Source organism: Paenibacillus silviterrae (assembly GCF_030167925.1).
GTDB lineage: Bacteria > Bacillota > Bacilli > Paenibacillales > NBRC-103111 > Paenibacillus_G > Paenibacillus_G silviterrae.
In genome coordinates, this window is the sequence record NZ_JASKUT010000001.1 from 930,965 (window position 1) to 955,202 (window position 24,238).

A 24,238-nucleotide genomic window follows, 5' to 3' on the forward strand; every position below is an offset into this window, starting at 1 on the left:
TTTTTCCGACAAATGTTTTCAAAGTGAAAAAAATTTTTAATATTTCGGTATAAATTTTGTAACATTTGGGCATAAGCTCACGTCTATAATTTGTAAAATCATCCAGAAGACAAGAAGAAAGAGAGAGAAAGCGGAGGGACAGAGGAGGGGGACAATGCTTTCATGGCTGCGTAAATCACAGAAAAGCCCGGCCGAAGAAATCCCTGCGGAACGAACAGCCGAAGGGTTGAACTTAGAGCCAGCCTTAGAGCAGATGAATTTGGATCTAAACGCACCGCTGCTCCGTGTAGCCGGAGTCGAACGCTCGTTTCAGGTCGGCGGGCAGCCCCTGCACGTACTGAAAGGGATCGATATGGTGCTTTATCCGAAGCAGCTTGTGATGCTGAAGGGCCGCTCCGGCTCCGGCAAGACGACACTGCTTAATATGATCGGCGGGCTTGATCAACCGAACCAGGGGGAGATCGTGTTCAGGGAGCATCCCTTTCATCGGCTGGGCGATGATGAACGAACCTTGATCCGGAGGAAGGACATCGGTTTTATTTTTCAATCGTTCGCTCTGATGCCTTTGTTATCTGCCTGGGAGAATGTAGAGCTGTCGCTTCGGATGTCCGGAGTACCCCGATCCGAATGGAAGGGCCGGGTAGCTCACTGCCTGGAGCTGGTGGGTCTTACCAAGCGCATGCACCACCGGCCCTTCGAGCTTTCCGGGGGAGAGCAGCAGCGGGTAGCGATCGCCAAAGCGATTGCGCACCGTCCCAGCCTGCTGCTCGCCGATGAGCCGACAGCGGAGTTAGACTCTCAGATGGGCGCGCAGGTCATGGCCGTGTTTCGCGAAATTATCCAAACAGAGCATGTGACCATATGCATGACTACACACGACCCGACGATAATGGAGGTTGCCGACCATGTATTCGAGATGGTGGATGGAAAATTCGTTTCGTAACGCCAAACGGAGGTCAAGCGGAAGGTCAAGAGTACTTATGCTCATGACCTTGGTGGCGGTGCTAGCCGTGACCGGCGGCTGCTCCGTGCTGCCTAAGGAAGAGGAGGAAGAGGTTCTCCCCGCCGTCACCGCTCCGAAAATATCCAAGAAGCCGGAATATCCCGTCAAAACGGAAACGCTGGAGTCGAAGGTCCGAGGCTCGGGCCGACTGATGGCTACGGTGGAGGAGGATTTATATTTTACGGACGAGACGAGCCGCAGGATTAAGAATCTTTACGTTAAAACAGGAGACCCGGTAGAGAAGGGGCAGCTGATTGCAGAGCTGGACGTGACCGAGCTGGAAAGCCAGGTCAAGCAAAAGCGTCTGCAGACGCGCAAGGATGAGCTGCAGATGATCGAGACGCTGCGCAAGGCCGATGAGCTGAGCGCGGAGCAGCTGGAGCAGGCCAAGATTGACTTCGAGCTGAAGCGCGAGGAGCTGGCCAAGCTGGAGAGGACGATTGCCGGTGCGAAGCTCACAGCCCCTTACTCGGGAACCATTGTCAATGTACATATGAAAAAAGGCGATTCCGCGAAGGCGTACGACGTCATCGCTACGATCGCCGATTTATCGCAGCTCACCGTTGCGGCGACGATCGGGAACGAGGATCTCAAGAAGATCTCGGTCGGCATGGAGGCGGTAGTTGATATTAACGGTGCCGGCCAGCATAAAGGCAAGGTGCTGACGTTACCCGTTCCTAAGTCGCAGGACGATCAGGGCGGCGGTTTTCCCGGTGGCTCCGGCGGGTCCAGACAACCGGATTCCATCGATAATTATTTGATCGTTCAGCTGGATCCGTTCCCGCAGGGCTTGAACCGCGGAACGCCGCTGAGCGTGAGCATCATTACCCAGCGTAAGGAAAATGCGGTTACTATTCCGCTTGCTGCGCTCAGGTCCTATGCAGGCCGCAACTACGTACAGGTAGTGGACGCCGAAGGCAATAAACGGGAAGTGGATGTGGAGCTCGGGCAGCAAACCTCCACGGATGTGGAGATCGTGAAGGGGCTTACCCCGGGGCAGAAAGTAGTGGGTCGCTGATGTCCATGCCGATGCTTCGTTTTTTGATTCGTAAAATGTGGAACACACGCTGGCTGACCTTGAGCTCGCTGGTCGGCCTGATTATGGCGGTTGCCTTCACGACGAGCATTCCGATGTATGCGGACGGCTCGCTGAAGCGGGTGGTGGCTAAATCGCTCCAGGAGAAAACGGGAGGCTTGCCCCCCGGCTCCGTCCTGATCCGGTATCAGGCTTCGGGCAGTGAAAGAGCTGAGCTGGATTCGCTGCACGAAGCGGATCAATATATTACGGAAACGCTGCCGAGCGACATCGGTTTCCCTTACGAAGCTTATGTTCGGAGCTACTCTCTACGGGCGGCTTCGCTGTCTCCCGATGATCCGTCGAAGGTGGATCCCAGCAAGCGGAGGCAGATGACGCTGGCCGCACAGAACGGTCTCCGGGAAAAGATTGATTTGACCCAGGGACAAATGCATTCGAATCAGGTGAACGGGGGCATACTCGAAGCCGTCATTCACGAAGAGGCAATGTTCCGCAACGATATTCATATCGGCGATGTCTTCAATTACCCGATATCCGGCGGACTTGGGATCGCCCCGCTTAAGGTGAAGATTACCGGGGCTTTCAAACCTAAGGTGGATACGGATCCTTACTGGTTCCAGGGCTTGGAGGGGCTCACATCGCTCATGCTGGTCAGCGATCAGGCGTTTGAGGAGTATGTGCTCAAGCAGAAGAAGATCCCGCTGAACCTGGGCAACTGGTACTATGCCTTCGATCTTCGCGAGATTCAGACGAGTCAGCTCAGCTCCCTGGAGCGGAAGCTGGAGCGGCTGGATATCATCTTGTTCCAGAAGCTGAAGAATACGCGGGTCGACATCTCGTTTATCCCGATCCTTCAGGAATTCAAGGTGCAGAGCCTGCAGCTGCAAATCCTGCTCTTTACGCTAGCTGCACCGATGATCGCGATGGTGTTCTATTACATTGTCATGAATGCAAGACAGTCTCTTGACCGACAACGTACGCTGATAGCGGTCGTACGGAGCCGCGGAGGCAGCACCAACCAGATCATCTGGATTTACGTGCTCGAGGGTCTCCTGCTGGGAGGCGTCTCCTTGCTGCTCGGACCGCTGCTCGGCTGGTTCATGGCGAAGAGCATCGGCTCCTCCAGCGGCTTCCTTACCTTCGTGGACCGCAAATCGGTACCGGTGGGCGTAAGCACGGAGGCACTGCTCTACGGAGGAGCGGCTGTGGTGATCGCCCTCTTAGCCAGCGTCATTCCGGCGGTAATTTATGCACGCGCCTCGATTGTCAGCCATAAGCAGCAGCTCGCCCGTTCGGACCGGAAGCCCTTCTGGCAAAAATGGTTCCTGGATGTGGTGCTGCTCGGCATCGTGGGCTACGGCTATTATTTGTTCGATCAGCGCCAGGTGCTTTCCCTCCAGACGGGCATGACCACGGATCAGCTGCAAGTGCATCCGCTGCTGTTCTTTATCCCGGCGTTATCGATCATCTCGCTGGGGCTGTTCTTCCTGCGAATCTTTCCATGGCTGCTGCGTTTAGGCAACTGGCTCGGGAAAAGACTGCTGCCCGTTCCTGTCTTCCTGACGCTTACCCAGCTGTCCCGCTCTTCGGCGTCTTATTATCCGTTGATGCTGCTGTTGATCCTGACGCTGGGGCTTGGTGTGTACAACGCCTCAGCTGCAAGAACGATCGATTTGAACTCTACGGACCGTACGTTGTATGCCTATGGCTCGGATGTCATAATGCAGGCCGTTTGGGAAGGCGTTTCTGACGAAATGCCGGATCCGAATGCAGGGGGTCAAGGCGGTCAAGGCGGTCAAGGCGGTCAAGGGCAAGGACAGGGCGGTCAAGGAAGCGGCTCGGGTCAAGGCCCGGGTCAGGGGGCAGGTCAGCCCCCGGGTGCGGGGCAAGGTGAGGGGCCGCCTCCAAGGCTGCGTTATATTGAGCCGCCGTTTGCGGTCTTCCGCGAGCTGGAGGGAGTCGAGCAGGCTGCGCGGGTGCTGCAGACCAAAGGGAACGTGGTCGTTTCGGGCAAATCGCTTGGGCAGGGTTTGCTGATGGGTATCGATAATGTAGATTTTGCCAAGGTGGGCTGGTTCCGCAAGGATTTGTTCGCAACGCATCCGAACCAATACTTAAACCTGCTGGGGCAGTATGAGCAGGCCATTATCATCCCGACATCGTTCGCCCAAAAGCACCAGCTGAAGCCGGGAGATCTGCTCAGCATTACGGTCTCACAGCAGCCCGTTGAATTTGTTATCGTGGCGACGGTACCGTATTGGCCCAGCCAATATCCGGAGCAAACGCCATTCTTCATCGCCAATTTGGAATATGTGTATGACCAGGCTCCGACCGTACCTTATGAGGTATGGCTCAAAATGAAGGAGGGCGCTAAGGTTGCGCCGCTGCTGGAGGCACTGCAGGCGAAGAAGGTGGAGATCGCAAGCGTGAAGGACGTACGCAACGAGCTGATTACTCAGAAGCGTCATCCGGCTCGCGGCGGTGTGTTCGGCATCCTAAGCTTAGGGTTTCTGGTATCCGTATTTATTTCTCTTATCGGCTATATTCTTTACTGGTTTTTCAACCTTTCCAGCCGTGTCGTGCAGTTCGGCGTGCTACGCGCCATGGGCCTTTCGCGACGACAGCTGACGGGAATGCTGCTCCTGGAGCAGGGCTTTACGGCCGGCTTGTCGATCGTTCTGGGGGTTGCCATAGGGAAGCTGACAGGCTACTTATTCCTTCCGTTTCTGCAAACGGCGGACAATGTGAAGACACAGGTGCCTCCGTTCCGGGTCATCTTCGATGCGCGGGACACCGATCAGCTTTATGTTGTCGTAGGCGTTATGATGCTGACCGGCGCTACGCTCCTGATTCTGCATATCCGCAGGCTGCGCGTGCATCAAGCGGTGAAGCTGGGAGAGGAGAGATAAGCTGTGATTCATTGCGAAGGTCTCGTCAAAATTTATAAAACCGATGATATCGAGGTCGTGGCGCTTCAGGGCTTGAATATTTCCGTCGCGCAGGGCGAAATGATGGCGATCATCGGGAATAGCGGCAGCGGCAAATCGACGCTCCTGAACATCCTCGGCGGCTTGGATCGGCCTTCGGCCGGCCAAGTTACGGTCGGGGAATGGAATTTACTGAAGATTACGGATGATGAGCTGGTGAAATATAAGCGCAAGACGGTAGGCTTCATCTGGCAAAACAACGCACGCAATTTGGTGCCGTATCTAACGGCGCTGGAGAATGTCGAGATGCCGATGATGCTGAGCGGCAAGCTGGACCGCGCTTACGCCAAGCAGCTGCTGGAATGGGTCGGGCTGAGCCATCGGCTGGACAATAAGCTGCAGCAGCTCTCCGGCGGGGAGCAGCAGCGGGTGGCGATTGCGATTTCCCTTGCGAACCGTCCTTCATTGCTGCTGGCGGATGAGCCGACCGGCTCGGTTGACACCAAAACCTCCGATATGATTATGGACATTTTCCGTCGCCTGAACAGAGAGCTCGGGGTTACGATCGTCATAGTAACCCATGATATGGCGCTGGCCAGCAAAGTAGATCGCGTTGTAGCCATTCGCGACGGGATGACCAGCACTGAGTTTGTGAAGCGCAATCCAAGCTTGGAGGAAGCGGAGGGAGAAGCGGCCGCCGCTCATGCAGACATCCAGGCGGGGCATGAGGAATACGTTGTGCTTGATAAGGCGGGCAGACTACAAATTCCTAAAGCTTATCTTCAGGCACTGCAAATCGAAGGCAAGGCATCCATGGAATTCGACGGCGAGAAGATCATTATTCGAACGCCGAAGTCGCTTGGATAGCATACCATTTTTGGAGGGAAACCCTGTATGAAAATCATGAAAAAATCGGTCCTTATGACCGTTTGCGTCAGCATGATGATCCCCATGCTTGCCGCTTGCACCAAAGCGAATCAATCGGACGACAAGACGGAACGGGTGCTTCGCATTGCTACCAGCATGGGCTATTCCGCGAATGATGAATGGTTCCGCCAGCGTTTTACGGAGCTGTTCGAATTTGCAAATCCGAACATCAAGCTGGAGATCCTGACTACTCAGGACGAACGGTTCATGTACGGACGCCCGGATCCGAATACGAAGCCTGAGGACCCGATGGAGAAAATGAAGAAGCTGATGGAGGGCGATAACCCGCCGGATGTCGTCATGGTAGGGTATGAACAGCTGCCGGAGCTCATCAGCAGCAATATGCTGACCCAGCTTGATCCTATGATTACGAAGGATAAATTCGATACGAGCGATATTGTTCCTGCCGTGCTGGAGGGGTTGAAAAAGGTCGGCGACGGCAAGCTGTACGCTTTAGCGCCTAACTTTGGATCCTCTGCATTGATTTACAACAAGAAGATGTTCGATGAAGCGGGAGCTCCCTACCCGAAAGACAAAATGACATGGGAAGAAACCATGGAGCTGGCACGCCGTCTTGTCAAAGGAGAAGGGGAGTCCCGCAAATACGGCTTTTCGTTCTCAACGCATAACATGGGCGAGAACATGTTTTACGCCGCTCAGATGATGAGCGCTCCGCTGGAGCTCCGCATGTACGACGAGAAAGGCGAGAAGATGACGGTCGACAACCCAAGCTGGGAGAAGGTATGGAACGCAGCTCTCCAATGGAAGAACGAGAAGCTGATTCCAGGGCCGATCGATTACAATGCCATGAGAAACCGTTCCATGGATCAGGAAAATTTCAATCCGTTTCAAGGGGACGATTTCCTGTCCGGACGGGTGGCGATGTCGATTATTCATTACGGTCAATTGGATCAAATCGTCAATGCGAACAAGAGTGCCCAGAACATCAAGGGCTTCACTCCGATTGATTGGGATGTTGTCACCGTACCGGTGCATCAGGAGGCGCCGGATGTCGGAGGTCAGATGTACATGGATGGAATCATGTCCATCAATGCGAAGGCGCAAAATGTCCAGGATGCATGGAAGTTTATTAAATTTATTAACGGCGAAGAGTATGCAAAGCTGAAGTCGAGCAGCTCGAACTATATTGTTTCCCGCAAGAAATACATCAAGCCTAAGAACGGCGTAGAGTTCAATATCGCAGCCTTCACGACGCTGACGCCTGTCATGAACCAGCAGTTTGACAACAAGCTGTACCGCGAGAAGCCGGGTATCGTTCAGGTGAACGAAATCGCCTACCGCACCTTTGAAGAGGTGTCCCAAGGGAAGCTGTCCGTGAAGGACGGGTTGAAAAAATGGCAGACGGAAGGGGATGCGCTGCTGCAATCGTTGAAGGATAACCCCAATGGCCCTGCACGCGACCAAGGGATGATGATGAGATAGCTTACAACAGGGAGGAGCAGCTTCAGATGAACACCAAACCCAAAAAATTCTACACGACGGGGGTGCTGCTGTTATCAGCGGCACTAACCTTCGGTTCGGTCGCTCCAGCCGCATGGGCGGCCGATGGGGGGACGACCCCCGGAGCGGCTGCCGCTATCTCGCTGGGCAGCGCTCCGGTCCTCGGATCGGTGCCCGTTGCCGGCAGCAGCAGCTTTGAACTGAAGGACGTTCTGATGCTTCAGGAGCAGAAGAATAAAACCGTGACGTTTACCGTCAGCATAAACAACGAAGGAAGCGGGGATTTGCTTTTTATCGATTATTGGGTGCGCATTAAGACCAAGTCCGGACAAACCATCTCCGTCCGTCAGATGCCCCAGGATAAGGACAAAAATAAGGTGTCGCCGGGCACGCGTATGGATATTGGCTTCTTCGCAAGTGTAAGCGATACGACCGAGCTCACGGATTTGACCTTTGAATTCATTAAGTGGGACTTCAGTCAGTCTGATTTCGAACGCAAAATCGGGGAGATCGCCGTGCCTGAGAGCTATAGTGTTCTGACGGAGCCCGGAGCCTCCCGATCCATTCTGATGGAAGGCAATGCCGTGAACACCACCATTAAGAAGGTGCTGCTGACCAAGAATGAGAAAAACTACGCGCCTACTCTGATCGTGAATCTGGAGAATGTCGGCAGCCGAAGCTCGGCCGTTCCGACCTATCAATATTTGCTTCGCACAAGCGAGGGATATATGTATCCGCTTGAGGCGAAGGGGGTTAAGGATGTATCGATCCATCCCCAAACGAACAAAGAAATCGAGCTGTCCGGCTCGGTTCCTGTTTCCGTTTCGACCGATGGGTGGCAGCTGGTTATCATGCAGCATGCATCGGACTTGAAAATCAATTTGCCCATTGCCTTCTTCGCGCTGCCCCCGGTGTCTCCAACAGATGATGTGGATACGGGCAAGGAATACAATTTTTCCAATAAAGAGGGAACGTATACGACTCAGCTGCAGAGCTTGACGCGCGTGCCGTGGGAAGATCAGGACCTGCTTACGGCGAGCATGATCTTATCGAACAAGGGGGATAAATCGTTGCCGCTCCCCGAGTTGGCGGGATACTTCATGCTGGATGACGCCGTCAAAGTAGAAGCGAAGCTGATCCGAACCGATAAGGTCATCGGTCTAGCTCCGAAAGCTGCTGCAACCTTTCAATTTGTCGGGAAAATGCCTTATACCTATGAATTCGGCAAAGCCAAGCTGGTGCTTCTAGAGAAGGAGGGCACCTCCGGCGGCAGCACGGGAGGGGATTCCGGCACGGGAGGCAGCGTAACGGAGCTCTTGGAGTTTGTACACCGCTCGGAGCTTATGAATGTTCCCTACCTTAATGCTTTTGAAACTTACCAAGTGAAAAGCATCGGACGCAGTGCCAGCTATTCGGCGCGCAACACCCGCATATACGAGGGTGAAACGTCGGATCTTCTGACGATCCAGCTGGAAGCAAGCAATTTGGAGAAGCGTGCGATCGATGTAACGAAGCTGGTAGCTCACTTCAAAACCACTGACGGTACGGTACTCCCGGCGGCCGTCAGTGAAATCAAAACGAAGATTCGGCCGGACGGAAAAGCCGTGTTGCTCGTCTCTGCGAATGTGCCTAAGGACTTCCAGACAACCGGCATGCAGCTCTTAATCGGAGAAGCCGTAACCGACAACAAGCTGACGGAAAAGGACGGCCAACCGGACGCCTATGTCAATGCAGCGGCCTTCTGGCTTCCTGAGCAGGACACGGCAGTGAAGGAGGATCTTCTGGAGGTAGAACTGGCGCCTTATAAGTTCTCCATGAACCGTATCAAGACGGCATTGGATCAAACCGGGGTTACGCTTGAGTTTGATTACAAGCTCTCCCGTGACATGATGGTAGAGATGAACAACGAAGGTCGCAAGCTTGTGATTGGCTTTGAAGATGAGAACGGAAAGCTCGAGTTTACGCAGGAGTTTGAGCTGAAGGATTTTGAAACGGCCTCGGCTTCTTCCGGAGCAGCATCGAAAGCCGACGATAAGCTTAGACTCGGCAGCTACAAGGAATTCCAAATCAAGGTTTCGGATTCCGACTTAATCTATCGATTGCAGTTTCTTAAGACGTACCAGCTTAGTATCTATGATTCCTATCAAGGACATAAAAGGCTGTTAGCGAAGAAGAAGGTAGATTGGTTCAGCATGACGGATTAATGTCATATTCTTTTAACTGAAACTTGATGAAACATAGCGTTTTCAAAGGAAACCGCCTCCGTGAGCCAGCGTATCATTTCATGGAGGCGTTTTTCGTTGTGAGTCGGGTCTCATGAATGTGAAGTAATGGTTAAATCTTCATTGGTTCTATTGACAGTTTTTAGCTTTCGGTAGTATGTTATTGTCGTTAACAACCTTCTTAACGATAAGAACATAATGCAATCAAGGAGATACAGTACTATATGGAACCTTCTCAGCATTCGTTTTCCGACTTGAAGTGCTCGATCAGCAATCATATGTCTTTGCTTTTTGAATCGGAGGGCTTCAGTCCGCTCGTCGGTAAAATTTTCGCCTTGCTTCTTTTTGCACCGGAGCCCTTAAGTCTTCAAGAGATGGCAGACCGGCTCGGCGTAACGAAGGCCGCAGTCAGCGTGCAGGTTCGTGCTTTGGAAAAGCACGCGATGTGCCAGAGATTGGCCACTCGAAGCGACCGGAAGGATTACTATTACATAGCGGATGATTTTACGATGACTGTGGCCCGCAATACGATCCAGAAGATTCAAAGCGTGCAAGGCCAAATTCAATCGACGCTTAACGTGTTGGCCTTCATCCAGGATATCAAGACGGAGGAGGTAGCCTCCCATGATGCGTTCAAGCGCAGATTTATCGAGATGGATGCTTTGTATCAAGCCTATTTAACTCGTTTGGAGGGCTTTGAAGAGGAGTGGAAGCAAAAGCGGGAGCAAATCATGCTGCAGTTTAAGAACGAAATGTGACGCTATGCACGCTGACGAAGTGACTTTTTTCACCTTACAGGACCGGAAAATCCCAGTATACTATTCAAGGGTCAATAAACTTTCAGTATTTTTGAAGGGGTATAAGTGGATCCGTCGTCTAAGATGTCGGCAGCCGTATAACGAGCAAGAAATTCTCGTCGTTGCATGGCTTCGATAGAGGTTTTCTTATGGAGGAGTAGAGAGATGAACAAATTAACCGAGTTTTCATTAAAAAACATCACAGCCGTTGTCATCATCGTGCTGTTGCTGTTTGGGGGAGGGTTGTACGCCACCACTACGCTAAAGGTCGAGAGCTTTCCCGACATTTCCTTCCCTGTCGTTGTCGTAAATACCCAGTACACCGCACCGCCTAAGGACGTGCTGGAGGATGTAACGAAGCCGCTTGAGAAATCCCTGACGGGACTGCCGGGGATGAAAAATTTAACATCTACCTCAAGCGATAACTTCTCATCCATAGTGATCGAGCTCGAGAACGGCGAGGACCCTGAGGATGTAAAGAAGGACGTTGAGAGTTTAGTCGCCAACGTCAAGCTTCCTCAAGGCTCGGAAAAGCCAAAGGTGCAAACCATGGGCTTTGCGTCGGAGCCGGTGTACTATTTGTCCGTGTATGCTAACAACGGAATGACGCAGGAAGAGCTTGATAAGATTTACAAGGACGTCATTTTGCCGGGCTTCAACTCGATGAAGGGCATTGACCATGTTGACTCGATCGGGAACCAGGAAGCCGTGCTTACGCTGAAGCTGAATGCGAACGCCATCAACAACTACGGCATGACGCCAGCCGATGTATCGCAGCGAATCCAAGCTTCCCTTGCTCAAAGCCCCGTAGGATCGGTTGATTTCAGCGGGAACAAACAGATGGTTCGCGTGAAGGGCGATCTAAATACCGTGTATAACCTTGAGAATATGAAAATTACTACGAACACAGGGGACACGGTGCTGCTGAAGCAGCTGGCTAAGGTTGAAGCGATCAGGGAAGCGGAATTTTTCTCCCGCTTGAACGGAAAGCCTGCGATTGGCGTTCATTTGTTTAAGACAAAAAATGCCAATGCGGTAGAATTCGGTGCGGAAGCCGACCGGCTCATGGCTGAATGGAAGACTACATACCCGAACATAACATTCCATACGATTTATAATTCTGCCAAGGATATTCAAGAATCGATCAACGGAATGGTGAAGGAAGGCGTTCTCGGCGCCATACTTGCTTCCGTTATGATTTTGCTCTTTTTAAGAAATGTTCGTATGACCTTTATCGTTTTAGTCTCGATTCCATTGTCGATGCTCGTAACGCTGCTGATTATGGCGCCGCTTGGAATATCTTTAAACATCATGACCTTAGGCGGTATGGCGATCGCAGTCGGCCGGGTCGTGGATGACAGTATCGTTGTTATCGAGAACATTTATAGCCAGCTGCAAAAGGCGCAGGAGCGCGGGGAATCGGTCATCAAGCTGGCAACGGCGCAGGTGGCGTCCGCTATTACCTCCTCGACCATCACAACTGTCGGAGTGTTCGGTCCCATTGCATTCGTTAGCGGTGTGCTCGGCGAAATCTTCAGGCCTTTTGCGATTACGTTGGCCGTTGCATTGCTTTCTTCCCTGATCGTTGCAGTAACAGTCATTCCTATGCTTGCTAAAATTATGGTGCTTCGAAGCAAAAATCTCGGTACGCATGAGGAAGGCAAAGGCAAGCTGGCGAACGGCTATAAGAAAATGCTTATTTGGTCTTTGAATAATCGCAAGAAAACGGCAATGGCCGCTTTGCTTCTGCTGGTCGTTTCGGTTGGAGGCACGGTGCCGTTCTTGGCTACCTCCTTTATGCCGGAGAGCTCTTCGGATAAAATGATGCAGTTTACACTGAAGATGCCTCGGGAAACAACGATTGAAGCGATGAATGAGAAGGTAAAAGAAATTGAAGCGATGATGGCGGAGGGCAAAGACGCGACAGGCGCTCCTGTATTCGACTATGTGGAATCGCTCATCGGCTATAACAATAGTACGGATCGCGTCGCTTACCGGACCATGTTCTTTGCTGCCGCTTCTCCAGCTTCAGATGCCAAAGCGGTATTTAAAGACTATAAGGAAAAAATGGCTTATTTGCTGCCGAGCGGTTCCGAGGTTGATGGTGCTGTGCTTAGTGCGGGCGGTCCTCCGGGGGCGGGAGCCGACTTCTCCTACTACCTGAAGGGAGATGACTTGAACACACTGAAGCAGGGTGCCGAGCTGGTCAAAGCGAAGCTGAAGGAATTCCCTGAGCTTCAGGATATTAAGGATTCCCTGAGTGAATCCAAAACCGAGGTTGAGATCAGCGTCGATCAAAATAAGGCGCGACTTTACGGTCTTTCTTCAGCCCAGGTCATGTCGGCGGTGAGCTCTTGGCTCGCAGAAGAGAAGCTTGGAGACCTGAAATTCGATAATATTACATATGAAACCAAGGTTATGCTAGATTCGAGCTTTAAAGATTCCATTGATAAGGTAAGCCAATTCTATATTAAGACACCTACGGGCCATACGATCAAATTAAACGAAGTTGCTAAAGTAAATCAAATTGCCGCGCCCGTAGCGATTACCCGTGAGATGCAGGAGCAGTATGTGCGCTTAACGGCGAAGATCGATAACATCGATAAGGGCGGGGTCAGCGTTAAAGTACAGGAAGCGCTCAAGACGCTTGAGCTTCCGTCGGGAGTTCGCACAGAGGTCAAAGGGGTTACGGACGACATCCAAAAGAGCTTTAACGAAATGTTTTTGGCCATGGGAGCTTCGATCTTCATCGTATACCTTGTCATGGTTCTTGCGTTCGGAAACGGCAGCGCGCCTTTCGCCATCTTGTTCTCGTTGCCGCTTGCAGCAATCGGCGGTTTGTTCGGGCTTTTGATTACTAACGAGTCGGTTAACATTACATCCTTGATCGGCTTCCTGATGCTCATAGGTATCGTAGTTACGAATGCCATTGTGCTTGTTGACCGCGTTCAGCAGCTTCGCGAAGAAGGACTCGAAGTGTTCGAGGCGCTAATAGAGGCAGGGGTAACCCGTCTTCGTCCGATCATTATGACGGCGGGGGCGACGATCATTGCGTTGCTTCCTCTGGGGTTAGGGCTGTCTAAAGGGACGCTCATTTCCAAGGGTCTGGCAGTAGTTGTTATCGGCGGTTTGACGACCTCGACCCTGCTCACGCTTGTTATTGTGCCGGTAGCATATCTGATGATTACGAACTTTAATCAGCGGGTTGCCCGCATCTTTAAGGGGAAAGAGAAGATCGCTGTGGAAGCGAAGGTTGCCACCGTTTCGCAATAAGTAGATAGAGACACTGACTGTCAAGGGAAAAGGAGAATCGGCAAAATGAATAATGCCATTGCAAAATCAATGAAACAAAGCAGTAAAGTGGTGGGGGCCGTCGTCATTGGCGCGGCTCTCATCACAGGCTGCTCCGCCAATCCGGCGCCGGAAGCCAAGCCTGCCAACGCGGCTGAGGTAACGCTGAAGCAAGTGAAGGTAGCGAAAATTGAGAAAAAACGAATCGGCGATCCGCTCGAGCAGGTAGCGGATGTCGTCTCGTCCATTCAACTGGATGTGCCTGCGAAGGTAGGCGGCGATGTTGTTGAAATTCTCAAGAAACGCGGGGATTCGGTCGAGAAGGGCGATGTGATTTTTCGATTAGACACTACAGATGTACTGATCAACAAGGAAAAAATCGAAATCGGGCTTCGTTCTGCGAATCAGCAAATGGCCAAAGCACGTGAGGATCTTGCCAATGGAAAGCAGGAATTAAGGAACGGCATTGCCAAGACGGAGCAGGCGCTGCGAGATGCCGAGAAGGACTATAACAAAGGGCGTAACGATTATGATCTTGGGTTGATTACTAAGTTTCAATTAGAGCAGCTGGAGACCCGCGTAACGAACCTCAAAATGGACCTTGAAAGCTCCAAGAGCAAGCTGGCTACCTTGGAAAAAACGAATTCTTTAGCCCAGATGGAGCAATCCGTAGAGTCGTCCAACGTATCCCTTCGTGAGCTGGAAAGAACCTTGGGCAACATGGAAGTGAAGGCGACGGTCAGCGGTGTCATTACCGAGCTGCCCATCGAAGTGGGAATGACCCTGCCTGCGGGCTACCGTGCGGGGCAAGTGCAGCAGCTAGACCCGATCAAGATCAAGGCTGAGCTGACCGAGGATTCGGCCAAGCTGGTCCGCGGCAAGGAGGAGCTGCAATTCTACGTTCCTGGAACTACCGAGAAGCTCAAAGGGAAGGTAAGCTATTTGGCCGATGTGATGAGCACCCAGACCAAATCGTATACTCTGGAGCTGGAAATACCGAACGCGGACCGGAAGCTGAAGCCAGGCATGAAGGTTCAGGTGCTTTTGACAGAAGAGAATGATCAAAACGTCATAACCGTGCCTACGCTTAGTGTCGTCCGTGAAGGAGGAGACACCTTTGTCTTCGTCTTGAACGGAGATGTAGCGGAAAAACGCAAGGTTGAGCTTGGCCGGTTGAACGAAACGATTCAGGAGGTGCTCTCCGGCGTGAAGGAAGGCGAGCAGCTGATAGTCTCCGGCCAACATCAAATTAAAGATAAAGAAAAAGTTCAGCTAGCTAAATAAAGAACCATCAGGAGGAGAAAGCTCGTGACGAAAAACTGGAAGAAGTCCTTTACATCTGTTGTGATTACAGCCGCGCTTATGACTACGGGGGCTTCCGCTTTGGCGGCGGACGCTCCGTCCGCCATCACTGCACCGTCTGCCGTTTCCTATAAACTCACGGATCTGCTGGATGTTGAAGTGAAGAGCGTGTTGAGTGAAAAGGTAGCCGATGGAAACCGTCTGGGCGTTGTCGTTCGAATGAAGAACAATAGCGCGAAAATTCATCGCGTACCGGAATATGAGCTCCGCGTTAAAACGGGCGACGGCGTAGAATACACGCTTCAATCCAGCGCGGCAAATGCCAAGTCCATTCAGCCAAAAGCAACCTCGGAGCTCAGCTACATGGCTGTGATCGACCGTACCGACGAAGTGACGCTCACGGAAGTGAACTGGACGGATGTGGATTACTATGTGTATCCTAAGGCGGAAACGGTACTGCTGGCTGTGCCGGTAGAATCCAAGCCATGGTCGGGGAGCGATACGCCGATTACAGATCCTGCAGCGGTTAAGAAATGGTCCGATTCCTTTGCCATCCCGTCCGTAACGTCGCCGCTTACGTACAAGCCTATGAACATTAATAAGGAATCAACAGACAAAGGGACCGTCTATGTTGTACAGCTGCTTGTCTCGAATGCAACGGACAAACGTGAAGCCATTCCTGCATTCCTGCTCGAGGGGAAAACGGATTCCAAGGTTTTCTCCGGTAACCGTGTAGAACAAGGAGAATTGTACCTTGAGGCAGGGGAAGAGAAATACATTCACTACGCCATTCCTACTGATCAGGACACCATGCTTGCCAGCCTGAATTTGTTAACACCGGAATCCTTTGTACAGGTTGGTCCGGACGGCAAGCCTGCTCCCGTCAACTATACGGTAGGACGTCTCAATATTCTGCTTCCTACAGAGCAAGCGGGAGAGGCATACACAGCATACGAATTCGGCAAACCCATGAATTTCGATACGTTAAGCAAGCTGATTCATCCGGATTTAGCCGTATCCGTAGTGGAGTTCCATATGAATGAGAATGATACGGACGGTTCCAAAGATGTAACTGCCAAGTTCATGCTTACAAACAAAAGCGATCGTCCTCTCAGCGTACCTGTCTTCCAAACGGAGCTGATCAGTGCTGACGGATACATCTACAGCGGTAACCGTCAAAGCATCACTACGCAGCGGGTACTGCCGAATTCTTCTTTAGTGTTGAACTATTCCTACGTTTTGCCTAATTCGGAAACAGGGGAAGGGTTGGCGCTTAAAGTCGTCGACACGATCTCGGCTGCACCTTACAAAACGCCGTTGGCGACTTACGGTATGAAGCTTCAGCCTCAGGGAGATGGCGAGACTTTCACTATCTATCCGTTCGATGTTAAGGTGAATTTCTGGACTGCTGGTTCCAATTATGGACAGTCCACTAACTACCGTTATGTATATCACGTTAAATTTAACTTGGATATGAAGCGTCAAGAACAAGTGCAATTGGATAACAGCTTCTCCAAAGTACAGTTTGACCTCCTGAATAAAAACGGAAGCTTAATCGGATCTACGCAAGTTGGATTGGTTGGACCGGGCCGTCTTGTATCCGGGGAAAATAACATTTCGTTTACTTCGTCCTCTGAGCAGCTGGAAATTCCGCTTACAATTAAAATGTACGAAGTCTTCACCACACCTGCAGGTGAATCCAAGCGCCTTATTGGTAGCTACAAGCAATAATTTTTCAAAACTCATAAGCAATACAACAAACCCCCGACTCTCTTAATGAAGGAGTCGGGGGTTTTGCCATAACAATTTACTCGCCGCTTCCCCCAAGGGGAAACTCTTGAACCGATTGCCAAATGCCGTTTTCGGTTTGCCTCAGCAGAACAACGCGGTTCACCGTGCAGCGGAAATCGACAGGTTGCTTACGGACGCTGGACAGGACATCGTGCAGTTCATCGTCTCCCAGCTCTTGGGCTATCGTCAGATGAGGAGTAAAAGCATACGGTTTGGCCTGTTCCTGAAGCACACCGCTGCACAACACCTCATACGCTTTCTGCATCGGCTCGGGGTCCGCCAGCGCCATATAAATGACATTGTTTGCCGGATAAAAGGTAGAGAACCGATTAAAATGCAATATAAAAGGCTCCAGCTTCTTGGACGCTTCCGTCAAATAGGAAATGCCTTTCTCCAGCTGCTCCTCGGAGATGAGCTCCTTTTCCCGGAGGGTCAAGTGAGGCTTTATGATGGAGTAATGGGTATCGTATCGCTTTCGGTAACGATCAGCGAATTCCTGGATTTCGGAAGATGGAAATACGGCAAGTCCGTACAACATACAATCCCTCCTTATCGACCTCATCAGGGCAATATTCGCCCATACTTCATTATAGCGTGTCGGGGCGATTGTTGCTATGCTTCTAGAAAATATACACATGGCAAGTACTGACTCCATACAATAAAATAAAGGGTATTTCTTTTACCTTCTGTTAAGGGGCGGTGCTGATGAGAAGACAAGTGCACAGCGATGAGGTAAAGGACGCTGCTCTTCGGAAGCTCCAGGAACGCGGAGTGGCTCTGGAAGAAGTAGCTTGGATCGTTCGCGAAATGCAGCTACCTTATCATCCCACATTAACCATGGATGTATGTATCGATGCGGTTCATGCCGTATTGCAAAAGAGAGAATTGCAGCATGCCATCTTGGTAGGCATCGAACTGGATGTTTTGGCGGAAAGGGGCTTACTGTCAGAGCCGATCCAATCGATCATCGAATCGGATGAAGGCTTGTTTGGCTGTGATGAAACTTTAGCGCTTGGCTCTGTGTTCAGCTATGGAAGCATTGGCGTAACCACCTTCGGACATTTGGATAAACAGAAGATCGGAATGATAAAGAAGCTGGACACGAAGGCAGGCAGTAGGGTAAACACCTTTCTGGACGACCTGGTAGCCAGCATTGCAGCATCTGCTGCAAGCCGAATCGCACATCATCAGAGGGATGAGTCGGAGCGCAGTTAAATACTGGAGAGAGCCTCTTAAAAATAAGGAGGCTCTTTTTGGGTTATGCTAAGTAACGACCTTAATCCCATTTCTGATACGGAGTGAAGAACAATGAGCTGGGTTTATTGGAGTAAGCTATATGAAAGCAAATTTCAAGCCGGGTGTCTCGCGAAGCGCATGGAGGAAGACTGGTGGATATACGGCTATGAGTGTCCGGCGGAGGTTCAGGTTTACAAATCCAAAAAAGGCCGATTCGGTGTAAGATATTTATTGTAAAAAAATCTTGACTATCGACTCCACAATCGTGTATATTTAGTTTTGTCGCCATTTGCGAACGAAAGCTAACCAACGCGGGGTGGAGCAGCCCGGTAGCTCGTCGGGCTCATAACCCGAAGGCCGCAGGTTCAAATCCTGCCCCCGCAACCAAAGCATTAGGGCCCTTAGCTCAGTTGGTTAGAGCGGTCGGCTCATAACCGATTGGTCGGGGGTTCGAGTCCCTCAGGGCCCACCACATGAAAATGCCGGAGTGGCGGAATAGGCAGACGCACAGGACTTAAAATCCTGCGGTAGGTGACTACCGTACCGGTTCGACCCCGGTCTTCGGCATCAACACAGAGAATCCTGTGAAGCGCTCGCTTGAGCAGCGCTGAGCAGGATTTTTTACTTTCTCGGGATTTTACTTTCTATAGAAGTGATCAATTGGGCCGGTGCCTGCATATATATAATTCATTAGTGCAAGAGCAGGGAGGAGACGCCTATGCCGTCTATCATTTTGGCTCCGATCAAGTTTGTGGATGCTTCCGGTGAAGTGACGTTTGGGGATGTGCTGCAAATAACGCCCAAAAGCACAGATAAGGGTTACTCAGGTGCCGGCGGGGGAAATACAGGTGACTTCATGACCATTCTATCGGTATTCAGTATGACCAATACCATTGATCCGGATGCCTTTGACTCGAACAATGCAGGCAATAATTAACGCACGTCTCCCGTAAGGGAGCGTGCGTTTTTTCTTCTCAATAAAACCTTACATCAATGTCACGAAAAGTATGATCCCCCAGATGCTTGCGCATATGCAATTGAATGATTCCGTCCCGATACACGGCTTTGCAGCTATCGGGATAAATCAACCGGTTCAACCGGATCGTTTGCTCCTTTCTATCCGGTAAACCGGTCAGACGAACGGCATTCACGCTTAAGCCTACACGAATTTTACGGGCTTGATCCCGGTCGGGAACGTGTATCTTAACAATCACGTTGTTGTGCGTCTCGAAGGTTTCCGTGTGCAGATGGTTCTTGACACGCTCGGTAGCATTGTTTACACTCGGCAAAGCCTGCTTCATAACATCTTGAACATATTCCTGTATCCAGGCAAGCCCCTCTCCCTTGCCGGATCCGCCGGGCGCGAAGGGGAGCTTTCCTCCGAAAAATTGCTCGAATTGCTTCCAATCAAAGGTTCCGTAAGGATTCCCGTTACTCTTGTTTCCGTCCGCCATATGCATCACTCCTCGGCATAAATATATGTACTCTAAGAGAAAAGCATGAATGTCTCAGGCACAGTTTCAGTAAGGAGCACATACTCCTACCTCAACAAACATATACATAAAACAACATACACACGATGTCATAGAATGTAAGGGTGTTTGCTATGCCGGCTATCGTAGGAAGTATTAAGATTGTAAGTGTTGGTCCCAGTTCGATTGTTCAAATCGGCGATTCTCTTCAGCTTGCCCCGCAAAGCTCTGCCAAGACGTTCGCAGGAGCGGGTTCGTTCAATACGGGGGATTACTTGCGCGTCATGAACTGGTACAGCAATACTAATACGAATGACCGTGATATTTTTGATTCCAATCCCGTTTCTGTGAACAAGGTAGGTGGGATCTAGAACATGTCGATTGTGGTCCATCAGAGCATCTGTATTCATCAGCTAAAGGTAGACGCACTTAACAATTCGTCCGTACTGCAAATCGGTACGACAGGGGCGATTCGAGCGCTATCCAATCTATATAATACAGGCGGTTTTACCGGCCCGGCTCCTGAAGCGGGGGTGCAGGAGTTTCCTTCACCGCTCGTTCCCCTGCCGTCGGTAACACCGTAAGACGGAGGAAAAGCATGCAACCAGCCGATATCCACGCATATTTTCAACAGCTGCAGGCGTACTTGCAATGGCAAACCGAGCGGATTCGGGAACTGGAGCAAAAAGTGACCATGCTAGACAAGGAAGTGGAGGCTCTTCGAAAGCAGCGCGGTATTACAATTGAGAAAATCGAATACACCTTCGATCAACTGAAGGTAGATAAGCTGGAGGGCACTTTAAACGTAGGAATATCGCCTTCAGGGTTATCCGATAAGTCGCTTGACGATCTGACGGTGGGCGGGAAGGAAGTCGTGAATAATACGGCCATTTCCGAAGGATTTCAGAGGATTCATGGCGCAGTCCTATCGTATTTGGAGCGGGAGGGACCAGGTGAGCTGCAGAGGAGGGCGGAGGAATACGACAGTCCTCTTGAGGAAGATATGCAGGATCAGATGCTGGCTGATTTGCGAGGTCAGATTGGGGAACGTATCGATGCTTATACCCAGCTGATGAAGGATAACAAAACGGGGATGCTTCCCCCTGACAAGGAACAGATGGTAACGGATAAGGTCGTCCATGATATTCGAATAGGAATTGAACAATATTTCCGAAACAAGGCTGGAAAGGGGAAGGACACGGATGATTCTGCAGGTAGAGAATAAGGAAATAAGTGTGGGTAATATTCAAGTTGTCGGCGTGGCCAGTTCCTCCTTATTGCTGATTGGGGATGCACAAAATATTACGCTGTCTTCCGTTTTTGATACTCCTCCGGAGTCACTAATTATCGGCCCCCTTGTTCCCCTTGCTCCCGAGACGGGGAAGCGATGACCTACCGTAAACCTAGGACCTCTGTAGTCAATGAAGTGAAAGTGATCGGCGTCGATTCCGCGGGAGTGCTGTTCGTCGGTGACATGAAGGCTTTCCTCCCGGTCAACAAAGCTTTAGCGGTTCAAAGGGAGCTGCCTACCTTTTTTGGAAAAGAGGGTGCGTTCAGCGATTATAGGACTTTCACTCGCCCGATTCCGCAGGTAGTGCCGGAGGATGAGGTAACGATGGAAGTACGGGATACGAACCCTTTTATCAAAGTAAATCGGGTGAGGGTGTTCTCGGTTACGAACTCCTCGTTGCTTCAGATCGGATCGTTGGATATTGTTCGAGCCGAGGCGCGAGTCTTAAATATTCGCCAGCTTCTTAAGGGCAAACGCCCTATATAACTCCTTCCAGCTAACTGGAGGGATTTTTTTGCATGAAGAAGCCCCTAGGGCGGATAAAGGGCTTGTATCCACTCCAGGGGCAGATACCGTTAGGGCAGGTCAATCAGCATGAAGAAGGCGCCTTCTGCAGAATGAAGAGTCAGCTCCGGGGTTTGGGTAATCCGGGCTGCGTCTCTTGTCTTTAAGCTCGTGGAATCGTTAAGCTGCAGATCTCCCTCCAGCACGTGAACATAAATACGTCTCCCTTCGGGCTGTGTGAAGGTCAGTGCTTTCCCCGCCTCCAGCTTGGACAAATAAAGTGTCAAATCCTGATGGATTGACGCGATTCCGTTTCCTCCCGATTTGGCTACGATAGGAAGAAGCCGGTTCGTCAGCTGAGCAGGTTCATATTGTGTGGTCTCATAAGAGGGCTCAAGTCCTCGTGTATCCGGGGTAAACCAAAGCTGAAGGAAAGCTACCTCGACGTCTCCGGGATTAACCTCCGAATGGATAATTCCTGTACCGGCCGTCATGCGTTGTACACCACCGAAGGTAGTGACGGCGGAATGTCCTGTGCTGTCCTCATGCTTCAGTTCTCCTCGAAGCACGATGGAAACGATCTCCATCTCGCGGTGAGGATGAGCACCAAAGCCTCGTTGGGGTGCGACGATATCGTCGTTCAGTACGCGAAGCGGGCCAAATTCCGTATTATTCGGATCGTAGTAATCGGCGAAGGAGAAGCTGAAGTTACTTTTGAGCCAGCCGTGGTCGGCGCTGTAGCGTTGGTCTGCAGGGTGTACTTGAATCAAGATGGTTTCCTCCTAACGGGATCGAATTATGGTAAGTCTGTTGCTGCTGAACAGCGTTGTCACCAGCCTCAAGAACTGATAAACTGATCTAGATTATTATACCAAATGTGAATGGATATAAGGAGGTTTCCCCATTGGCTCGCAAAAAAATCGAACACGTCGGTATTATGGTTAGCGATATGGACAAGTCGGTTGCATTTTACCGGGAGGTCGTGGGACTTGAGCTGAGAGGCATGCTGGACCATACGAACGGCGTCATTAAGCTTGCTTTTATGGGCTTTAACGAGACGAACGAGACGGAGCTGGAGTTAATATACGGCTACAACGAAGGGCTTCCGCAGGAGGGGAAGGTGCATCACATTGCCTTTACGGTGGACGATATCGAAGAGGAATGGACACGAATTCAGTCGCTTGCCGATATGAAGCTGATCGATTCGGAAATTACGACCCTTCCGAATGGCAGTCGATACTTTTTCTTTCATGGACCGGATGGCGAGTGGATCGAATTTTTCCAATCAACTCGGGCATGAACGTAAAGCCAAACGCCGCTAACGACAAGAATGTAAGGATCAATTGTTTTCAATGCAAGTACTTCTATGTAACCTGGGACCCAAGCTTCCCAAGGGGATGCCGAAGCTACGGAATTAAAACTAGAGAGCTTCCCTCTGCGGTCGTTCTGCGAACAACGGGTCAGCCCTGCATAGGATTCGCCGACAAACAATAGACTGCTGCGTGTACATAGTGCACTTCGGTGGTCTTCTTTTTTTGGGGGGAAATGGGCATAGAGCCGTGATATAATCAGAAGTATAGCAAGAATAGAAAGCAGGTGTACTTACCATGGAGGAGCAGATTCGAGAACCGCTGCAACAAGCGCTCGATCGTGTTGCTAAGCTTGAAGCGGAGGTGGAACGATTGAAGGAAGAGAATGCAAGGCTGCGAGCCGCCTCTCTTCAACGTTCGAATCCGGTGATGTCAAGCAAGTTGAGAGAGGCGCTGCGAGAGTGAGACTCAATAAGAATTATTATCTTCCGGGGGAAGAATCAAATCGGTTAGCTGATGCTTGAGGGAATGGAAAACCGCCTTGTTTCTTTTTATCTGGTGCTGAGCGATTCTAAACGTCTGCGGTTGCTGCTAACATAGTTTAGCAGCTTTCTCATGCTGCTTTTTTAGCTGGTTGGTACGCGCCCGCAGTTCCTCAGAATCCGATAGCAAACGATTGTGGTTCAATTCGACCTCTCCCGTGTTGAGATGATAATAAGAATCTAGCAAAGAATGATCTAAGACTTGGGAGGACAACCCTGCCACTTACTCTTTACCCACAACAAGTATTGAAAAAGAAGCATGGATATGTTGAGTGATACTTACTACAACAAGTATCCTTAAATCAGTTGTGATTTTCAAGTAGAAAGTGATACATAGTGTGAATTCGCTTTTGAAGGGAGATGACCGTATGGCTTGGCTAAAAATAAATTACTACTCGGAAGCACTGCGGTTGCCCGTAGCCATGGATGTGTTGCTTCCCGAGCAGGGAAGCGGTGCCTATGAGACATTGTATCTGCTGCATGATATGGGAGACGGACATAGCGCTTGGCTGAGACGTTCCGGGGTGGAAAGATATGCAGAGAGGCTTCCGCTTGCCGTAATAATGCCGGCCGGACATCTGGGCTGGTATACGAATATGGCTTTCGGGCGCGATTACTTCCGCTTTATTACAGAGGAGCTGCCGGCGCTTTGTGAAAGGACCTTCCCGCTTGCGGCCCATCGAGATGGACGCTATATCGCCGGAGCCGGTGCAGGTGGCTATGGCGCGGTCAAGGCAGGCTTGCTTGCTTCAAGCACATTCGCAGCAGCGGGATCCTTCAGTGGTACACTGGATGTACTTGCAGCATACGATTCCATGGACCCAAGACATGCGATGGATGTTTTCGGTGAAAGGGAGCTCGCAGCGGGCAGTACAAATGACCTGAACGCCGCCGTGAAACGGATTGCTGAGTCGGACAAGCCAAAAACCGAAATGTATGTAAGCTGCAGTATCGAAAGTCCGAATTACAATAACAATGAGAAATTCTGTAAGCTAATGAAGGAGCTTGAACAACCGTTCATTTTCCGGACGGATCACGGTAAAGGGAACTGGGCGGATTGGGACAAGGAGCTGGAGCAGTTTGTAACATGGCTATCCGAGCGGAAGCAGCGCAGTGAATAGGAGGA

The 24,238-nt window shown here is 50.9% G+C and carries 23 protein-coding genes and 3 tRNA genes; 23 read left to right on the forward strand and 3 right to left on the reverse strand.

Going from position 1 to position 24,238, the window contains the following annotated elements:
- The first annotated feature begins 154 nt into the window (after window positions 1–154).
- The 10 genes from QMO62_RS03860 to QMO62_RS03905 all read left to right on the forward strand — a co-directional run bounded on the left by QMO62_RS03860 (window position 155) and on the right by QMO62_RS03905 (window position 16,697).
- Window positions 155–943, forward strand: coding sequence for an ABC transporter ATP-binding protein (locus QMO62_RS03860; RefSeq protein WP_372516645.1), 789 nt, complete (start codon window positions 155–157; stop codon window positions 941–943).
- On the forward strand, window positions 906–2,021 hold the full coding sequence (locus QMO62_RS03865) for an efflux RND transporter periplasmic adaptor subunit (RefSeq protein WP_284638797.1): 1,116 nt from the start codon (window positions 906–908) through the stop codon (window positions 2,019–2,021). The genes QMO62_RS03860 and QMO62_RS03865 overlap by 38 nt, the downstream gene beginning before the upstream one ends.
- 5 nt (window positions 2,022–2,026) lie before the next feature.
- Window positions 2,027–4,948, forward strand: coding sequence for an ABC transporter permease (locus QMO62_RS03870; protein WP_284644855.1), 2,922 nt, complete (start codon window positions 2,027–2,029; stop codon window positions 4,946–4,948).
- Between the two features lie 3 nt (window positions 4,949–4,951).
- Window positions 4,952–5,833 carry an ABC transporter ATP-binding protein gene (locus QMO62_RS03875; RefSeq protein WP_284638798.1) on the forward strand — a complete coding sequence of 294 codons (882 nt, stop codon included), beginning with the start codon at window positions 4,952–4,954 and terminating at the stop codon, window positions 5,831–5,833.
- 27 nt (window positions 5,834–5,860) lie between these two features.
- Window positions 5,861–7,336 (forward strand): ABC transporter substrate-binding protein, encoded by a 1,476-nt coding sequence (locus QMO62_RS03880; protein ID WP_284638799.1) that lies wholly within the window; start codon window positions 5,861–5,863, stop codon window positions 7,334–7,336.
- Window positions 7,337–7,362: 26 nt separating this feature from the next.
- Window positions 7,363–9,558 (forward strand): hypothetical protein, encoded by a 2,196-nt coding sequence (locus QMO62_RS03885; RefSeq protein WP_284638800.1) that lies wholly within the window; start codon window positions 7,363–7,365, stop codon window positions 9,556–9,558.
- A gap of 242 nt (window positions 9,559–9,800) precedes the next feature.
- Complete coding sequence (locus QMO62_RS03890) at window positions 9,801–10,334, forward strand: GbsR/MarR family transcriptional regulator (protein ID WP_284638801.1); 534 nt, start codon at window positions 9,801–9,803, stop codon at window positions 10,332–10,334.
- Window positions 10,335–10,538: 204 nt separating this feature from the next.
- Window positions 10,539–13,646 carry an efflux RND transporter permease subunit gene (locus QMO62_RS03895; RefSeq protein ID WP_284638802.1) on the forward strand — a complete coding sequence of 1,036 codons (3,108 nt, stop codon included), beginning with the start codon at window positions 10,539–10,541 and terminating at the stop codon, window positions 13,644–13,646.
- Window positions 13,647–13,715: 69 nt separating this feature from the next.
- The gene (locus tag QMO62_RS03900) at window positions 13,716–14,948 is read left to right on the forward strand and encodes an efflux RND transporter periplasmic adaptor subunit (protein WP_284638803.1); all 1,233 of its coding nucleotides are present in this window, start codon (window positions 13,716–13,718) and stop codon (window positions 14,946–14,948) included.
- A gap of 24 nt (window positions 14,949–14,972) precedes the next feature.
- Complete coding sequence (locus tag QMO62_RS03905; RefSeq protein WP_284638804.1) at window positions 14,973–16,697, forward strand: hypothetical protein; 1,725 nt, start codon at window positions 14,973–14,975, stop codon at window positions 16,695–16,697.
- Between the two features lie 76 nt (window positions 16,698–16,773).
- On the opposite strand, the gene QMO62_RS03910 is transcribed toward QMO62_RS03905, so the two are convergent.
- Complete coding sequence (locus QMO62_RS03910; protein ID WP_284638805.1) at window positions 16,774–17,295, reverse strand: 2'-5' RNA ligase family protein; 522 nt, start codon at window positions 17,293–17,295, stop codon at window positions 16,774–16,776.
- Window positions 17,296–17,462: 167 nt separating this feature from the next.
- Here QMO62_RS03910 and QMO62_RS03915 point away from each other — a divergent pair, with 167 nt between their 5' ends.
- The 5 genes from QMO62_RS03915 to QMO62_RS03935 all read left to right on the forward strand — a co-directional run bounded on the left by QMO62_RS03915 (window position 17,463) and on the right by QMO62_RS03935 (window position 18,930).
- Entirely contained in the window at window positions 17,463–17,972 is a 510-nt protein-coding gene (locus tag QMO62_RS03915; protein WP_284638806.1) for a phosphatidylglycerophosphatase A family protein, read from the forward strand.
- A 331-nt stretch (window positions 17,973–18,303) separates the two neighbouring features.
- Window positions 18,304–18,380 (forward strand) — tRNA-Met (locus tag QMO62_RS03920).
- An 8-nt stretch (window positions 18,381–18,388) separates the two neighbouring features.
- Window positions 18,389–18,465: transfer RNA gene (locus QMO62_RS03925), tRNA-Ile, on the forward strand.
- Window positions 18,466–18,474: 9 nt separating this feature from the next.
- Window positions 18,475–18,560: transfer RNA gene (locus tag QMO62_RS03930), tRNA-Leu, on the forward strand.
- Between the two features lie 151 nt (window positions 18,561–18,711).
- Window positions 18,712–18,930 carry a spore germination protein gene (locus QMO62_RS03935; protein WP_284638807.1) on the forward strand — a complete coding sequence of 73 codons (219 nt, stop codon included), beginning with the start codon at window positions 18,712–18,714 and terminating at the stop codon, window positions 18,928–18,930.
- A 37-nt stretch (window positions 18,931–18,967) separates the two neighbouring features.
- Here the strand turns inward: QMO62_RS03935 and QMO62_RS03940 are convergent, their stop codons facing one another.
- The gene (locus QMO62_RS03940; protein ID WP_284638808.1) at window positions 18,968–19,447 is read right to left on the reverse strand and encodes an Hsp20/alpha crystallin family protein; all 480 of its coding nucleotides are present in this window, start codon (window positions 19,445–19,447) and stop codon (window positions 18,968–18,970) included.
- A 152-nt stretch (window positions 19,448–19,599) separates the two neighbouring features.
- On the opposite strand from QMO62_RS03940, the gene QMO62_RS03945 reads away from it, so the two are divergent.
- The 5 genes from QMO62_RS03945 to QMO62_RS03965 are packed head-to-tail and all read left to right on the forward strand — an operon-like array spanning window position 19,600 to window position 21,242.
- The gene (locus tag QMO62_RS03945) at window positions 19,600–19,836 is read left to right on the forward strand and encodes a spore germination protein (protein ID WP_284638809.1); all 237 of its coding nucleotides are present in this window, start codon (window positions 19,600–19,602) and stop codon (window positions 19,834–19,836) included.
- 3 nt (window positions 19,837–19,839) lie between these two features.
- Window positions 19,840–20,049 carry a spore germination protein GerPB gene (locus tag QMO62_RS03950; RefSeq protein WP_284638810.1) on the forward strand — a complete coding sequence of 70 codons (210 nt, stop codon included), beginning with the start codon at window positions 19,840–19,842 and terminating at the stop codon, window positions 20,047–20,049.
- A gap of 14 nt (window positions 20,050–20,063) precedes the next feature.
- Entirely contained in the window at window positions 20,064–20,690 is a 627-nt protein-coding gene (gerPC, locus tag QMO62_RS03955; RefSeq protein WP_284638811.1) for a spore germination protein GerPC, read from the forward strand.
- On the forward strand, window positions 20,668–20,856 hold the full coding sequence (locus QMO62_RS03960; protein ID WP_284638812.1) for a spore germination protein GerPD: 189 nt from the start codon (window positions 20,668–20,670) through the stop codon (window positions 20,854–20,856). The genes gerPC and QMO62_RS03960 overlap by 23 nt, the downstream gene beginning before the upstream one ends.
- Window positions 20,853–21,242, forward strand: a complete 390-nt coding sequence (locus QMO62_RS03965; protein ID WP_284638813.1) for a spore germination protein GerPE — start codon at window positions 20,853–20,855, stop codon at window positions 21,240–21,242. The genes QMO62_RS03960 and QMO62_RS03965 overlap by 4 nt, the downstream gene beginning before the upstream one ends.
- Before the next feature lie 89 nt (window positions 21,243–21,331).
- On the opposite strand, the gene QMO62_RS03970 is transcribed toward QMO62_RS03965, so the two are convergent.
- Window positions 21,332–22,030, reverse strand: coding sequence for a pirin family protein (locus QMO62_RS03970; RefSeq protein ID WP_284638814.1), 699 nt, complete (start codon window positions 22,028–22,030; stop codon window positions 21,332–21,334).
- Between the two features lie 134 nt (window positions 22,031–22,164).
- Here QMO62_RS03970 and QMO62_RS03975 point away from each other — a divergent pair, with 134 nt between their 5' ends.
- The 3 genes from QMO62_RS03975 to QMO62_RS03990 all read left to right on the forward strand — a co-directional run bounded on the left by QMO62_RS03975 (window position 22,165) and on the right by QMO62_RS03990 (window position 24,233).
- Window positions 22,165–22,560, forward strand: a complete 396-nt coding sequence (locus tag QMO62_RS03975) for a VOC family protein (RefSeq protein ID WP_284638815.1) — start codon at window positions 22,165–22,167, stop codon at window positions 22,558–22,560.
- Between the two features lie 307 nt (window positions 22,561–22,867).
- On the forward strand, window positions 22,868–23,035 hold the full coding sequence (locus tag QMO62_RS03985; protein ID WP_284638817.1) for a hypothetical protein: 168 nt from the start codon (window positions 22,868–22,870) through the stop codon (window positions 23,033–23,035).
- 445 nt (window positions 23,036–23,480) lie between these two features.
- The gene (locus tag QMO62_RS03990; RefSeq protein ID WP_284638818.1) at window positions 23,481–24,233 is read left to right on the forward strand and encodes an alpha/beta hydrolase; all 753 of its coding nucleotides are present in this window, start codon (window positions 23,481–23,483) and stop codon (window positions 24,231–24,233) included.
- Window positions 24,234–24,238 lie beyond the last annotated feature (5 nt).

Coding starts and splice junctions, on each gene's coding strand:
- QMO62_RS03990 (WP_284638818.1), top strand. CDS start 23,481: ATGGCTTGGCTAAAAATAAATTACTACTCGGAAGCACTGCGGTTGCCC.
- QMO62_RS03985 (WP_284638817.1), top strand. CDS start 22,868: ATGGAGGAGCAGATTCGAGAACCGCTGCAACAAGCGCTCGATCGTGTT.
- QMO62_RS03945 (WP_284638809.1), top strand. CDS start 19,600: ATGCCGGCTATCGTAGGAAGTATTAAGATTGTAAGTGTTGGTCCCAGT.
- QMO62_RS03890 (WP_284638801.1), top strand. CDS start 9,801: ATGGAACCTTCTCAGCATTCGTTTTCCGACTTGAAGTGCTCGATCAGC.
- QMO62_RS03915 (WP_284638806.1), top strand. CDS start 17,463: ATGAGAAGACAAGTGCACAGCGATGAGGTAAAGGACGCTGCTCTTCGG.
- gerPC (WP_284638811.1), top strand. CDS start 20,064: ATGCAACCAGCCGATATCCACGCATATTTTCAACAGCTGCAGGCGTAC.
- QMO62_RS03965 (WP_284638813.1), top strand. CDS start 20,853: ATGACCTACCGTAAACCTAGGACCTCTGTAGTCAATGAAGTGAAAGTG.
- QMO62_RS03895 (WP_284638802.1), top strand. CDS start 10,539: ATGAACAAATTAACCGAGTTTTCATTAAAAAACATCACAGCCGTTGTC.
- QMO62_RS03870 (WP_284644855.1), top strand. CDS start 2,027: ATGCCGATGCTTCGTTTTTTGATTCGTAAAATGTGGAACACACGCTGG.
- QMO62_RS03885 (WP_284638800.1), top strand. CDS start 7,363: ATGAACACCAAACCCAAAAAATTCTACACGACGGGGGTGCTGCTGTTA.
- QMO62_RS03960 (WP_284638812.1), top strand. CDS start 20,668: ATGATTCTGCAGGTAGAGAATAAGGAAATAAGTGTGGGTAATATTCAA.
- QMO62_RS03940 (WP_284638808.1), bottom strand. CDS start 19,447: ATGGCGGACGGAAACAAGAGTAACGGGAATCCTTACGGAACCTTTGAT.
- QMO62_RS03900 (WP_284638803.1), top strand. CDS start 13,716: ATGAAACAAAGCAGTAAAGTGGTGGGGGCCGTCGTCATTGGCGCGGCT.
- QMO62_RS03860 (WP_372516645.1), top strand. CDS start 155: ATGCTTTCATGGCTGCGTAAATCACAGAAAAGCCCGGCCGAAGAAATC.
- QMO62_RS03950 (WP_284638810.1), top strand. CDS start 19,840: ATGTCGATTGTGGTCCATCAGAGCATCTGTATTCATCAGCTAAAGGTA.
- QMO62_RS03910 (WP_284638805.1), bottom strand. CDS start 17,295: ATGTTGTACGGACTTGCCGTATTTCCATCTTCCGAAATCCAGGAATTC.
- QMO62_RS03880 (WP_284638799.1), top strand. CDS start 5,861: ATGAAAATCATGAAAAAATCGGTCCTTATGACCGTTTGCGTCAGCATG.
- QMO62_RS03935 (WP_284638807.1), top strand. CDS start 18,712: ATGCCGTCTATCATTTTGGCTCCGATCAAGTTTGTGGATGCTTCCGGT.
- QMO62_RS03865 (WP_284638797.1), top strand. CDS start 906: ATGTATTCGAGATGGTGGATGGAAAATTCGTTTCGTAACGCCAAACGG.